Source organism: Lutibacter agarilyticus, from assembly GCF_900188235.1.
GTDB classification, from domain to species: domain Bacteria; phylum Bacteroidota; class Bacteroidia; order Flavobacteriales; family Flavobacteriaceae; genus Lutibacter; species Lutibacter agarilyticus.
Window position 1 is genome coordinate 39,265 of sequence record NZ_FZNT01000010.1, and the last position, 14,383, is coordinate 53,647.

Annotated in this window: 9 protein-coding genes; 2 read left to right on the forward strand and 7 right to left on the reverse strand. The window is 32.0% G+C overall.

Annotated elements, in window-relative coordinates; translation table 11 throughout:
- Window positions 1–7: 7 nt before the first annotated feature.
- The 4 genes from CHB67_RS14975 to CHB67_RS14990 form a co-directional block, all read right to left on the reverse strand.
- Window positions 8–1,420: a RagB/SusD family nutrient uptake outer membrane protein gene (locus CHB67_RS14975; protein WP_176461298.1), complete on the reverse strand. Its 1,413-nt coding sequence runs from the start codon at window positions 1,418–1,420 to the stop codon at window positions 8–10.
- A gap of 19 nt (window positions 1,421–1,439) precedes the next feature.
- Entirely contained in the window at window positions 1,440–4,517 is a 3,078-nt protein-coding gene (locus tag CHB67_RS14980; RefSeq protein WP_089382609.1) for a SusC/RagA family TonB-linked outer membrane protein, read from the reverse strand.
- A 141-nt stretch (window positions 4,518–4,658) separates the two neighbouring features.
- Window positions 4,659–6,368 (reverse strand): hypothetical protein, encoded by a 1,710-nt coding sequence (locus CHB67_RS14985; protein WP_089382610.1) that lies wholly within the window; start codon window positions 6,366–6,368, stop codon window positions 4,659–4,661.
- 356 nt (window positions 6,369–6,724) lie between these two features.
- Window positions 6,725–7,867 (reverse strand): helix-turn-helix domain-containing protein, encoded by a 1,143-nt coding sequence (locus tag CHB67_RS14990; RefSeq protein ID WP_089382611.1) that lies wholly within the window; start codon window positions 7,865–7,867, stop codon window positions 6,725–6,727.
- Window positions 7,868–8,218: 351 nt separating this feature from the next.
- Between CHB67_RS14990 and ilvD the strand changes: the two genes are divergently transcribed.
- A complete protein-coding gene (gene ilvD / locus CHB67_RS14995; RefSeq protein WP_089382612.1) occupies window positions 8,219–9,910 on the forward strand; it encodes a dihydroxy-acid dehydratase in 1,692 nt (563 codons plus the stop codon).
- A gap of 101 nt (window positions 9,911–10,011) precedes the next feature.
- Here ilvD and CHB67_RS15000 read toward each other — a convergent pair whose 3' ends face one another.
- Genes CHB67_RS15000 through sqr form a run of 3 tightly spaced genes read right to left on the reverse strand, consistent with a single transcriptional unit; the run spans window position 10,012 to window position 12,121 of the window.
- Window positions 10,012–10,515: a DsrE/DsrF/DrsH-like family protein gene (locus tag CHB67_RS15000; protein WP_089382613.1), complete on the reverse strand. Its 504-nt coding sequence runs from the start codon at window positions 10,513–10,515 to the stop codon at window positions 10,012–10,014.
- 15 nt (window positions 10,516–10,530) lie between these two features.
- Window positions 10,531–10,842, reverse strand: a complete 312-nt coding sequence (locus CHB67_RS15005; protein ID WP_089382614.1) for a TusE/DsrC/DsvC family sulfur relay protein — start codon at window positions 10,840–10,842, stop codon at window positions 10,531–10,533.
- Window positions 10,843–10,870: 28 nt separating this feature from the next.
- Window positions 10,871–12,121 carry a type III sulfide quinone reductase, selenoprotein subtype gene (gene sqr, locus CHB67_RS15010; RefSeq protein WP_089382615.1) on the reverse strand — a complete coding sequence of 417 codons (1,251 nt, stop codon included), beginning with the start codon at window positions 12,119–12,121 and terminating at the stop codon, window positions 10,871–10,873.
- Between the two features lie 221 nt (window positions 12,122–12,342).
- On the opposite strand from sqr, the gene ligA reads away from it, so the two are divergent.
- Entirely contained in the window at window positions 12,343–14,352 is a 2,010-nt protein-coding gene (gene ligA, locus CHB67_RS15015) for an NAD-dependent DNA ligase LigA (RefSeq protein ID WP_089382616.1), read from the forward strand.
- Window positions 14,353–14,383 lie beyond the last annotated feature (31 nt).

Consider the following 14,383-nt stretch of genomic DNA (forward strand, 5'->3'; position numbering starts at 1 on the left):
ATATGTATTAGTACCCAATATTTTGATCTGAATTAGATAATGCAGGGTTTGCATCAATTTCAGATTGTGGTATAGGAAATGTTAATCTAAAATAATCAGGATCTTGTGCTGTAAATGAATAAGTAACCCAATGATCTCCAGTTCTAATAAAAGGCAATTGTCTTCTTTTAATATCTTGCCATCTAAAGCCTTCACCAAATAATTCTTTTCTTCTTTCTAGTAAAACTTCGTCAATTAAAGCTTGGTCGGTTGCAGTACTTTTTGAAACTCCAGGATTTGATCTTCTTTGAATTTCGTATAAAGCATTTTGAGCTTCAGAATAGTTGCCTAATTCAGCTTCACATTCAGCTTCTATTAAAAGCATTTCAGAAGCACGAATACAAATTCTTTCAGCATTTCCTACAGAATTATTATGTCCAAACTTAACAATAATGTATCTGTCTGGGTCAATTTCATCGTATTTTAGAAAGAAAGATTTTCTAGCATCTGCCGCAGAAAATTCACTTACAAAATTGTTATTTGCACGCATTGAGCTATACCCACCAACAGGCCAATAAAATGAAGGTAATGATAGGTATGTATTATTGTCTTCTTGCGTAAAAGCAATGGAGTAAATAGTTTCTGAATTTCTAGTACTAAAACCAGCAAACATATCGTTTAAACTCATTAATGTTAAACTTTCTGAAGCTAATTTTGCGTGGTCTCTTGACTTTTCCCATTCACCCATGTCTAAATACAATCTGGCTAAAAGAGCGTTTGCTGCACGGCCATCGAAAAAGCCTTTGTCGTTATTTTCTTCAAGCTGGCTTGCTGCAGCTATTAAATCGCTTTCAATTTGAGCATAAACTTCACTTAATGTTGCGCGCTCAAAACCTGAATAAAGATCATCTGTACCTGTGTTAAGTAATATAGATGGAGCTTCAGGGTTTTTAGCATAAGCAGGACTGTACATTTGAGCTAACTTTAACATAGCATATGCACGTAATACCTGAGCTTGTCCTACTAAATTTGTTATTTGTTCAGGTGTTGCATCTGGAATATAAATGGAATTATTAATAATGCTGTTGGCATCATAAATTAATTTAAATCCAGCCCACCAAGGCGAATCAATATATACATAGTTTGGTAATAACGTCATTTGATAAACGGGAATAAACCAATTCCAGTTATCTACTGAATTAATCATCACATCTTCACCCATAATGTCAGCCATAATAGGGTTGTAAAGACCACCAAAATTAAAACCACTTAATTGGTCATAAGCTCCCATTAATGCTGAATTGGCAGTCACATAAGAATCAAAAACTTCTTTTTCAGATATGGCATCTGTTGGTTCTAATTCTAAAAAATCATTGCTACAGCTTACTAAAACTAAGGTTAGAAATGCAGTTTTTATTAGATTTAATACTTTTTTCTTCATTATAAATATTTTCATTTTTCTATAACTCTATTTTAAACCCTACTGTTACAACTTTAACACCCGGAATGTTATTATTTGTAATACCGTTAATAGCAACCTCCGGATCAAATCCTTTAAAACTTGTAAGTGTAAATAAGTTTTCTGCAGAAACATATGCCTTAAAACTTTTTAACTTCCAAGACTCACAGGTACTTACAGGTAAATTATAAGATATGTTCACATTTTTCAATCTAACATAAGAAGCATCTTCAATAAACCTAGAAGACATTTGTTCAGATTGGTTCGTATTATTTATCACATATCTAGGTACATTTGTATATCTGTTATTTGGTGTCCAAGCATCTGCAGCATCTAAAGCAAGGTTGTTACCAGATTGTGTACCATCGTGCATATTAGCAATATAATCACTATTATAAGCTTTACCTCCGTAACTGTAGTATAGGTAAAAGTTAAGGTCGAAATTTTTATAACTTAAATCATAGTTAAGTCCACCATATACTTTAGGTAGTGAATTTCCTAACCTTTTTCTTTCAGCATCAGTATATTCGCTAGTTACTTGTTTACCTGAACCTAAAGGGTCATCGTAAGCAGAATCGGGTAGGGTATTTTCATCTTTATCATCAGAATCAGCATTTACATACCACATTGGTTTTCCGTTATCAGGATTTACACCAGCCCATTCGCGCATATAAAATTGATAAATACTACTTCCTTCTTCTAATAATTTAGTTCCAGATACAATTTTTTCAGTAGTTAAATCAATAATTTTATTGGTATTGGTTGAAATATTAAAGCCTATTGAACTATAAAATTTATCACTGTCAATTAAATTGTATTTAAATGAAGCTTCAATACCTGAATTTTTCATAGCTCCTAGGTTAGAAAGAATTGAGCCAATACCAGTACCTGCAGATAAAGGTCTAGCAAATAATAAGCCATCAGAGTTACGGTTGTAAAATTCGAATGAAGCAGTTAATTTATTGAAAAAACCTAAATCTAAACCAATGTTTGAACTTTGAATTTTTTCCCAACTTAAGTCTTCATTTGCTAATTGAACTGGTGTTAATCCTGGGTAGCCACCATAATTTGCACCACTTCCATATAAACCTAAAGAAGCATAATTACCAATGTTATTGTTACCTGATGTACCATAACTAGCTCTTAGTTTGGCATTGTTTAACCATGTCCATTGTGGCATCCAACTTTCTTTTGATAATTGCCATCCAGCACCAAAAGAATAAAATAGACCATATTTGTTGTTTTTTCCAAATCTAGAGCTACCATCTACACGTGCACTAGTTGATAAATAAATACGGCTATCATAATCGTATTTTATTTGAGATAAATAAGATACCATATTCCATGAAGAAGTAAGGCTTCCTGGCTGTTCAGGTTTTGCTCCCCATACTAAATCTGGTTTTCCTGGTACAGCAAAATCTGTTACACCAGCTGATAATACAGAATAATCAGAACCTAAAGCCTCTTGCCCAAGTAATACTTCAAAATAGGATATATCTTTTGAACGAGAATAGGTTAAAATATTTGAAATATTCCAAGCTAAGTTATCAGATCTTGAAGCCGAACTACGTCCATTAACACCAGCACCATTCCCATGCTCTGGGTTGTAATAATTTAATCCATCTGAAATACTGTTATCTACACCAGCTGTTGTACGGAATTTAAAAGAAGGAGAAATATTCACATCTAAATAAATGTTTACAACCGCTCTTTTAGTTTTATAGATATATTTATCTAAAGCCGCTAAACCAACTGGGTTAAAGTCAAAAATAGCTTTGTTACCCCAATCGTAATTTCCAGCACCGTCGTAAACTGGAGATGCAGCGTTAATTACTTCAGCAGATCTTACTGGGTTAGCGCCACCTGAACCACTTGGAGGTGCATTGGTTTTGGAATAGGATAAATGAGAGTTAATCCCTGCTTTTAGAAAGCTATTAATTTGATGTGATACATTAATTTTGTTAGTAATTCTAGAGAAATCAGAACCTATAGTCGTTCCTGAGTCGTTAAAATAACCTAACGACATAAACATTTTAGTTAGTTCTGAACCTCCTGATACGTTTAAATTGTAGGTTTGAATAATACCTGTTTTGTAAATTTCATCTCTCCAGTCTGTATTGGTAACTACTTGTGTTCCTGGAATTAATTTACCATTACTGTCTAACGGGTTTTCAACTCCAAACGGATTGTAACCTACAATTTGTTCTACTTCATTGTGCGCATAATCTTGCGCTTGATCAACTGTTTGTCCATCTAGGATTGCTTGATTGTATAATCCCATCCATGACTGTTCGTAAAATTGGGTTGAATTCATTAATTTATACCCTTCTGAAATTCTTTGGGAAACTCCCAATTGGCTACTAAAACTAATTTTTGTAAAGCCAGATTTTCCTTGTTTTGTAGTAATAAGGATAACACCATTGGCTGCTCGTGAACCATATAGTGATGATGCGGCCGCATCTTTAAGAACTGTTACGCTTTCAATATCATTTGGATTGATATCTGAAATTGATCCTGACATTGGAACCCCGTCAAGAACATATAAAGGTGCACTACCTGCACTTAAAGAACCAATACCTCTTATTCTTACAGTAGATCCAGCTCCTGGTTGTCCAGAACTGTTTGATACCATAAGACCAGCCGTAGTACCTTGTAGCGCTTTTTCAAAAGAACTTACTGGTCGGTCTTCAATAATTTTATTATCTATAACTGCAGCAGCTCCTGTATAAGCTTCTTTTGTTGTAGTACCATAAGCTACAATCATAACGGTTTCTAATGCTTCTAAATTTTCTTTTAGGACAACATTGATAACCGATCTGTTATTAACGGGCGCTGTTAATGTTTGCATTCCGATATACGAAAAGACAAGCTTAGCATCTCCACTAGGAGCAGTTATTGCATAATAACCATTAAAATCTGTTAATGATCCCTGGCTAGTACCTGCTACCACAATTGTTACGCCGGGTAAGGGTAGTCCCTTCTCATCATTTACATTACCTTCTACTGTTATTGATTGGGCAAATGTGTAATTTACCCCCATAAGGAACAATAAAATAAGGTAGCCTTTTAGTCTTTTCATTCTTTATTGAATTAATATAATGATATAATTATGTTAAATTACCTACTAGTATAGAAGGTGTTTGTTTAATCAATTTTCCCAGCACCCGAATTAAGGATGCAGGGAAATTGATTTTTATTAATCTTTTTTTATAGTATTTAATTAAACTCCACAAGGAGCAAGTAACTGATCGATAGCAGTATCTCTATCCATCTCAGACCAATTATATTTAAACACTGGAATTCTAGTATTGTTCCAATTTTCAAAATCACCATTTTTTATTCTTGTGAAAATTGGCTCCATAGTACATAATCCTACATTAGTATCACTAGGCATAGCAACTGTAAGGTATGTTTGGTAGTTTTTGAAGTTGTTTAATGAAGCAAATGCATTAAAATCAGTAGCTTCAGTAACAGTTAAGTTTAAAGAGGAAACATCCGTTAAAGCATCGAAACCTTCTAATTTAGCAGTGTCTCCACCTGGTTCAAACATTCCGGTAGTCTCATCAAATACCCCAGATGTTTTTGATACTGATACATTTAAATTAGTAATTTCTACTAGAGAATTAAAACCATCAAACCAAAATGTATTAGCTTGAACAGTTATATCTGCGTGTGAATTATCTCCCCATTGACTAGCAGGATTATTAGTGTCTACTAACGCATTAAATATACTTACGTTTTCTAAATTACCGTTATAAGAGAATTCAATATTTTCACCTCTTACTTCTGTTACATTATTAAAAGCTTCAGCAGTAATTAAATTTGAATTATTTGAAATATAAACATCACCGCCAATATATGTTAAAGCTGCAAAAGAAGGCATAGTAACTAATCCAGATCCTGCAGTATTCCAATCATAATTGTAATAAATTCTCAATTTCCCTTCTATTCTTGAAAGGTTTGGAACATCAATGTTTGATATAGAAAGGTTGTTTTCTATAACAAAATCTCCACCTAAAGAAGTTCCATCTAGAGTTATTTTTTTTACTTTTGAATATTCACAGATCAAGTTTCCACCAACACTACCTAGCGCTAGGTTTTCAACTGCACCAACATAACTTATTTCAACACTTTTTGTAACATTGGCTGATGACAGATCTAACATAGCTAACGCTCCTATATTTAAATATTCTGGATCGTCAACAAGATATTCATTAATATTAACCTCGTAAACTTGATCCAATTTTGCTAAAGATATAGTAGTTAAAGCTACGTTTTTCTCTGAACTCAAACCACCAGAAATTAACGCAAGCTCGTTAGCCATGAAACTTGTTAAACCTGTATTATTCATAATTTCAACATCTCCACCTACTGAAGATAATTTAGCTAAGTTTATGCTAGCATTAGCGCCAACACTCATAACCATTAAGTCTTCTCCAATACTTTGTAAAGCATCCATTGTAATAGTTGAACCACCTTTAACTTCAAGGCTTTTTCCAATTAATTTTATATTAGCTAAAGCAAGCACGTGAGCATCACCTGTAATAACAACTTTACCTGTAATAATAGTAGCGCCTTGTGTTGTTAAAGCAGTATAATCTGCTTCAGTTATTACGTTTCCGTAAAAAACAGCATTTGCATTTCCTTCAACTTCTTCTTCTAAAACCCCTAAATCAGCTAATAAAGCATGATAATCAGTCCCTAATTCATTTATATCAGATCCTAACTCATTTTCCAAGGTTACTAGGTCTGCTTCTAAACTAGCAATTGCAGCTAATAAAGCTTCTTGTTGCGTTTTTTGAATATTTTCTACGGTTGAGTTTAAATCGTTAATTTGATCTTGTAATTCGTCAATATCTCCATTATTGACACAACTACTAAGCGATAACATACCTGCTAACATTAAAGCAGTAATAGTTCTAATTTTCATAAGTTAAAATTTAAGTTAATTAATATTTAATATTTAGTTAAAATTCACATTCAGCTTTGGCATAATTAAATATTTACTTGAAAATTACAGTACCGCTAAGTATTTATAGGTGTCATTGCATGTGTTGATACGGATTTACATAATGAGACTTTTCGCTAAATTATTTACAATCAGGTTGTTATCTTGTTTTTTTAGAGTAAGTGAAAAAAGAGCGTAATTGCTTTGTAATTAGGTTTAATCTAGGCGAAGTTGATGTTTAGTGTGAATTTTATATAGAAAAAGCGATATTGGTATGAATATTTTTAAATAGTTAACGAAGTGGTGTGATATTTAAAATAAGGGTAGTTGTAACTATTTTATATCGAAGATTTATCTAAATTTTTGATGTATTCTGAAGGAGTTTGGTCAGTGTATTTTTTGAAAATTCTATTGAAGGTTGTTTTAGAATTGAACCCAGCTTTTTCGGCTAAATAATTTAAGGTGTGATCTTGATGAAACCCTTTTTCAATTAAACCCTTTGCTTCTTCCAATCTGAACTCATTCATTACCTCATAAAAGGTCTTATTATAATTTTTATTGAATACTTCTGATATTCGTTTATAGGCAATACCTGTTGAATCCACAAGATCTTGCATTTTAAGATCTGTTTTTAAATAAGGTTTTTCACGTTCTATAAATTGAGATAATATTTCAAAATCATCTTTGTTTTGGTCAGTAATTGTTTTGTTTCCAGGTGTTTTAATACGAACTAAGTTTATAATATCTTCAGATTCAGAAAATAACTCAGGTCTGTTAATAGTGAAGATTGCTAAAATTATTGTAAATAAGCTTAGACCTGCATAAAATATTTTAAAAAGATCTACAAATATCTTAATACTTAATATATCTAAGATAGTACCGGTAGTACCAAACATCCAAAGAATTATATTTATTAAAACAAATAATCTTAACCAATGAAGTGTTGATAATTGAAATTTTGAAAGATGCTTTTTACGAAAATATTGAAATCGGTGTATTTCTCTTAAACAAAAAATACTGTAAAATACACCTTGAAGAATAATTACAATGTTAAAAACGGATTGTGAAATTCTATACCACAGGGGAAAACCCTGTTCAAGCATTTTTAGTTTTGCATCTCCAGTTTGAAGAAAGAAAGGCATCAACACAAATAAATAGAGAATTGCAGGTATGAAATGAAAAAATTGACGTTTTGGGTTTTTAATGTCTCTGTATAAGTAATTTCTTAGATACAGGTACATTAATGGAAAAAACATCAACGTGAAAACATCGAAAACCGCATATAAGTGTACATACCTTGTATAAAAATCTGTTGAATACAAAATAAAAACAAAAACAGTAATGGTCCACGAAAATACCAAAGCACCTAAAATTCTATTCGGAAAAAAATTACCAGGGTAAAAAATAAGATAAATTGATAATAGAAAGGATAAAACACCTCCCATAAGTAGAATTAATTCAAAATAACTTTCAATTATCATTTTGAAAATTTTGAATGAATACTAATGATTTTTGAATGAATATTATACATATAAACGTAAATTCAACTAACAAAGAGTGTTTAATATTATACCAAAAGAGCGATAAATTTAGTAAATTATAGTACTTGTATTTTATGATTTAACTAAACTGTTCGCCTATATTTTTCTCTTGTAAAATTACTGAAATATTTTAGTCTATGACTGTTTTTGTTAAGAATTTGTTCATTTTTCATAAAAAAGTTTAATTTTCATTGAAAAAAATAGATTAGAAAAAATAGATTAATTTTATCGAAAATTTAGGACTGTTGAAGTTCTTAAATAGAAAACATAGAAATTTAGCGTATATATATTATGAGAAGTGATGAAGTAAAAAAGGGGCATCAAAGAACCCCACATAGATCATTATTTAGAGCAACTGGTTTGGTTGATGAAGATTTTGATAAACCATTTATAGGGGTTGCAAATTCCTATATTGAAATTATTCCAGGACATTTTTTTTTAGACCGGGTATCTAGAGTTATTAAAGAAGAAATTAAAGCCAATGGTTGTGTGCCTTTTGAATTCAATACTATTGGTGTTGATGATGGTATCGCTATGGGGCATGATGGAATGCTTTACTCATTACCGTCAAGAGAAATTATAGCAAACTCTATTGAAACAGTTATGAATGCACATAAATTAGATGCAATGATAGCTATTCCAAACTGCGATAAAATTGTGCCAGGTATGATTATGGGGGCTTTACGTGTTGATGTACCTACAATATTTGTAAGTGGTGGCCCAATGAAAAAAGGCTATACAAAAGATGGTACACCTATTGATTTGGCTACAGCTTTTGAGGCTGTTGGTAAACACGAAGCTGGTGAAATGACTGATGAAGAGCTGAATGATATTGAGTGCAATGCTTGCCCAAGTGGAGGAAGTTGTTCAGGAATGTTTACGGCCAACTCAATGAATACATTAATGGAAGCAATGGGAATTGCATTGCCAGGAAACGGAACTATTTTAGCTTTAACAAAAGAGCGTGAGCAACTTTACAGGCAAGCTGCACGAAGAATTTGTGAGATTGCCAAAGACAACGCAGCAACCGAAAAATTCAAACTTAGAAATATTTTGAATGAAAATGCTGTTAGAAACGCATTTGCTGTTGATATGGCAATGGGGGGAAGTTCTAATACTGTTTTGCATATGTTAGCAATCGCTAAAGAAGCTGATGTGAATTTTAATTTGGAAGATATCAATATTATTTCAAAAAGAGTTTCTCATATCGCTAAAATTTCACCAAGTTTATCAACCGTACATATGGAAGATATCAATACTGCAGGTGGTGTAAATGCTGTAATGAAAGAAATGTCGAAAAGGGGAGATAATGTGTTAATTGACAATCTTACAATTACAGGAGAAACAGTTTTAGAAAAAATAAAAGACGCTTTTATAAAAGACACCAACATTATTCATACCATAGATAACCCATACTCAAAAGTAGGTGGTTTGGCTATTTTATATGGAAACTTAGCTGAACAAGGTGCTGTTATTAAAACTGCCGGAATTACTGGTGATAGAGTTTTTACAGGTACTGCTGTTTGTTTTGATGGCCAACAAGAATGCATTGATGGTATTCTAGGAGGGAAAGTAAAAGCAGGTAATGTTGTCGTAATTAGGTATGAAGGTCCAAAAGGAGGTCCAGGGATGCAAGAAATGTTAGCGCCTACTTCATTAATTATGGGAATGGGCTTAGGTGCTAAAGTAGCATTAATAACAGATGGTAGATTTAGTGGCGCAACCCGAGGCGCAAGTATTGGGCACGTAAGTCCAGAAGCTGCAGAAGGAGGTATGATAGGATTACTTAAAGATGGAGATGAAATTCATATTGATGTAGATCAATATATTTTATCCGTAAATTTAAGTGAAGAAGAAATCGATGCAAGAAAAGCGGCATTTGTTCCAATTAAAAAAGAGTTAAATTCAAAATGGTTGAAGCAGTACAGAGCATTGGTAACGAATGCTAGTAACGGAGCTGTTTTAAAAACAGATTTATTTTAAAAAAAATAATCATGGCATAAATATTAAATTCCACAACCAAAATAGTTTTTTTAGTTGTGGATTTGTGATATTTAAAACTATCAAAATAAGTAGGTATCTTATTAAGTGAAAATAATTTGTGTTCGATCTCCATCACACATTTCATAAAATTCACCAATGGTAATAATATCGGATACTTCCTCAGATAAATCTTCTTTTTTTAATTTAAACATGTCAATAGCTAATTTACAAGCGTAAATTTCACCACCACCAGCAGTAATCATTTCTAAAAATTCATCAACAGGAGGCATTCCAAGTTCATCCATTTGTTTACGCATCATTCCTGAAACTGCCGATTCTACACCTGGTAAACCACCTAGCATAGTTGGAAATGGAAGTCCGCCAGGCATACGCATTGCAGGGTTTCCAGTTGTTGCAGTGTGTAAATGATTCATTGATTTTTTGGTAATACCATCCAATCCGAAGAACGTAAAAAACACTTTGGTTTCAATACCTTCCATAACGGCTCCATTTGCCATAACTAAACTAGCATACACATCTTCTAAGCTTCCTTTGGCGCATATTAAGCACACTTTTTCTAAAGGTTTTTTTTCTTTTGTTTCCATTTTTTTAGGTTTTTATTAGATGCAACTTGTTGGTTTTGGTATTCCTGCTATTTTTGATGAGAATTTTAGCGGTCCTTTAGGGAATAAAACATACAGTTCTTTAATTGTAACAATCCCAGATTTACCAACATTTCTAATTGTTAATGCTTCTTTTGCAGCTGTTTTTTCACGTAAATAATTAATTACTTCAAAGTGTTTTGGTGTTAATTCAATTCCAATTTCACTTGCAATTTCTTTTGCTACTTCTTCGTTCCATTGAGTCATATCTTCTAAGTATCCTTCTTCAGAAACATTTAACTCAACTCCTGCTATTGTTTTTAATGACATAATTTTATTTTATTTATAGTTAATAATTTTATTTTTCTTCAGGTTTAATATCAAAAACTTTTCCCTTGAAACTCATATTTCTTGAAACAAACGGAATAGCAATACCTTTTAGCAACATATTCCAATAAATCCATCTAAAGGCTAATTTTCCCCAATGGTTTAATACGCTTTCTTTCAATAATTTTAAAGGACCAATTTTTGCGAATGGAAAATTACCATGTACAGGTTCGGTTTTATAATTAAAATCAATTAGTAAAGCTTTGTTGTTTCCTGTTTCAATAAAACAATTTGCGTGACCATCAAATTCTTTTTTCAATGGATATCCATCAATGTATAAAAGAATATTATCAGTCAAGGTTTCTGCTTGAAAATGTGCCACTGAACCTGCTTTTGAAGCTGGGACATTGGTTGCATCTCCAATCACAAAAATATTTTCGTGGGCTAAAGATTGAAGTGTGTTATGATCTGTAGGAATAAAATTTAAATCATCTCCCAAACCAGATTTTTCAATCACTTCATCTCCCATATTTGTTGGAATAGTTACCAATAAATCAAAAGGAATTCTTCGTCCTTCGTAATCTACAATTTCTTTTTGGTCGTTATCAACACTTTCAATAGCGAAATCAGTCTCAATTTTTATATCTTTTTCATTTAAAAGATAGTTTAAAGCTTTGGTACACGTTGGTTTTGTGAAAGCTCCAGATAACGGAGTAACGTACGTAATATCTACTTTATCTCTAATCCCTTTTTTTCTAAAATAAGTGTCTGCTAAAAATGAAAACTCTAAAGGCGCTACAGGGCATTTTATTGGCATTTCAGTAATGTGAACTACTAATTTTCCACCTTCCCAATTTCTTAGTTTGTTTCTTAAATCAACAGCACCCTCATAAGTGTAGAAATCAAAAATATCTTTTTTCCAAAGCGGGCCTATTAACCCTTCAGTTTCTTCTGGAGCTATTTTAGAACCTGTGGCAATTATTAGTACATCGTAGTTTAGCGTTTCATCTTCTAATACAACTTTGTTTTCTTCAGGAATAATTTTCTCAATTTTTTTCTGAATGTAGTTTACAAACTTTGGAATAAATTTCTTTCCAACTTTTTTTACTTGCTTTTTTGAGTAAATATCAAAAGGAAGAAATAAAAAACCAGGTTGATAATAATGTGTTTTATATTGATCAACAATTGTGATATTCCATTCGTTTGAATACAACTTTGGTCGCAGATGATTGGCCATCATAGTTCCAGCTGTTCCTGCTCCTAATATTACTAAGTTTTTCATATTGAGTATTTTAGTTTTAGTTTATAAAATATGAACTTTTAATCATAGCTTTTAAACACTTAGTAAAGTTACTTAGGTTACATATTTTTTAAGATGATAAATGTCACATAACTATGTTACTTTGGTTACACACTAAAGGGGTGCAATTAATTTTTAGTGTGTATGATATTGCTCTAAAATTCAAAAAAATATGATTACTTTTAACCCATAATTTATGAAGTATGCCTAAAAATATTGAAGAAAAAATATTAAAACTTAGAGAGGAATTGAGAATTCATAATTACAATTATTATGTACTTGATAACCCTACAATTTCTGACTATGAGTTTGATTTAATGTTAAAAGAGTTAGAAAAATTAGAACTAGAAAATCCACAATATTTTGATCCTAATTCTCCAACGCAACGTGTAGGAGGTGAAATCACAAAAAAGTTCAAGACAGTAACCCATAAAAACCGAATGTATTCTTTGGCTAATTCTTACTCAAAAGAAGATTTAATAGATTGGGAGAAAAGAACAGTAAAATTATTAGGCACCAATGATGTTGAATATACTTGTGAATTAAAATATGATGGGGCTTCTATAAATTTATATTATAAAGAAGGAAAACTACTAAGTGCAGTTACCAGGGGAGATGGTGTTGAAGGAGATGATGTTACAGCCAATGTAAGAACTATAAAATCTGTTCCATTGGTGTTACAGCATGATTTTGTTGATGAATTTGAAATAAGAGGAGAAATTATTTTACCTCTTGATGGGTTTAACAAAATGAATGAAGAACGGATAGATATTGGTGAGGAACCCTATAAAAACCCAAGAAATACGGCAAGTGGTAGTTTGAAACTTTTGGATAGTAGAGAAGTTGCAAAGCGACCATTGGATTGTTTATTGTACCATGTGGTTGCAAATAGTTATCCAAAATCAACACATTTTGATATTTTAAATGAGGCCAGAAAAATTGGTTTTAAAGTTCCCGAGGCGATAGAAGTTTGTAAAACTATTGATGCTGTTTTTAATTTTATTGAAAAATGGGATGAGAAACGATACAGTTTGCCTTATGACACAGATGGAATTGTTGTGAAAGTAAATTCATTAGCTCAGCAAGATGAACTAGGGTACACTGCAAAAGCCCCAAGATGGGCAATTGCTTATAAATTTGAAACGGAGCAAGAAAGTACTATTTTAAAAGAGATTACGTATCAAGTTGGAAGAACAGGTGCTATTACTCCTGTTGCAAATTTAGAACCTGTGGAATTGGCAGGAACAATAGTGAAAAGAGCATCATTACATAATGCAGACCAAATTGAAAAGCTTGATATTAGAGTTGGAGATACTGTTTATGTTGAAAAAGGAGGGGAGATTATACCTAAGATTGTTGGAGTTGATTTCAATAAAAGACCACAAAATTCTGAAACTACTAACTATATAACTCATTGCCCTGATTGTAATACTCAATTGGTGAGAAATGAAGGCGATGCCAAGCATTATTGCCCTAATGAATATGGTTGCCCAACACAAATTACAAGTCGAATTCAACATTTTATTAGCAGAAAAGCAATGAATATTGATGGCTTGGGAGCAGAAACCATTGAGTTATTGTTTAAGGAAGGGTTGATTCATAATTATGCAGATTTGTATGATTTGAAAGAAGAGCAAATAATTCCATTAGAGCGAATGGCTGAGAAATCAGCTAAAAATATTATTTTAGGAATACAAAAATCAAAAGAAATCCCCTTTGAAAAAGTTTTGTTTGCTTTGGGAATTCGATTTGTTGGTGAAACTGTAGCTAAAAAACTGGCAAAATATTTTAAATCTATTGATGCGTTGCTAAGTGCAAGTTTTGAGGAACTGATTACAGTTGATGAAATTGGGGATAAAATTGCAGAAAGCGTTCTTAATTTTTCTTCGAATTTAATTAATATTCAATTGATTGATCGCTTAAAGTCTTATGGTGTACAATTAGAAGTTTCTGAAGAATCGCTTGAAGGTAAAACTGAAGTACTTACCGGACAAGTATTTGTGGTTTCAGGTGTTTTTACCGAATTTAATAGAAACGACTTAAAAAAATCTATAGAAGATAATGGAGGTAAAGTAGCGAGTTCAATCTCTAAAAAAACCAATTATGTAATTGCAGGGGATAATATGGGACCTAGTAAATTGGCAAAAGCTGAAAGTTTGGGGATTCCAATTATTTCAGAATTAGATTATATGGCTATGCTAGAAAACAATTAAATTATAAAAATAATAAAGCCGTTTTAAACGG

What these genes read in the sequence shown, in the direction of transcription:
- CHB67_RS14975 (WP_176461298.1), bottom strand. Translation starts at nt 1,420, where the DNA reads ATGAAGAAAAAAGTATTAAATCTAATAAAAACTGCATTTCTAACCTTA.
- CHB67_RS14980 (WP_089382609.1), bottom strand. Translation starts at nt 4,517, where the DNA reads ATGAAAAGACTAAAAGGCTACCTTATTTTATTGTTCCTTATGGGGGTA.
- CHB67_RS14985 (WP_089382610.1), bottom strand. Translation starts at nt 6,368, where the DNA reads ATGAAAATTAGAACTATTACTGCTTTAATGTTAGCAGGTATGTTATCG.
- CHB67_RS14990 (WP_089382611.1), bottom strand. Translation starts at nt 7,867, where the DNA reads ATGATAATTGAAAGTTATTTTGAATTAATTCTACTTATGGGAGGTGTT.
- ilvD (WP_089382612.1), top strand. Translation starts at nt 8,219, where the DNA reads ATGAGAAGTGATGAAGTAAAAAAGGGGCATCAAAGAACCCCACATAGA.
- CHB67_RS15000 (WP_089382613.1), bottom strand. Translation starts at nt 10,515, where the DNA reads ATGGAAACAAAAGAAAAAAAACCTTTAGAAAAAGTGTGCTTAATATGC.
- CHB67_RS15005 (WP_089382614.1), bottom strand. Translation starts at nt 10,842, where the DNA reads ATGTCATTAAAAACAATAGCAGGAGTTGAGTTAAATGTTTCTGAAGAA.
- sqr (WP_089382615.1), bottom strand. Translation starts at nt 12,121, where the DNA reads ATGAAAAACTTAGTAATATTAGGAGCAGGAACAGCTGGAACTATGATG.
- ligA (WP_089382616.1), top strand. Translation starts at nt 12,343, where the DNA reads ATGCCTAAAAATATTGAAGAAAAAATATTAAAACTTAGAGAGGAATTG.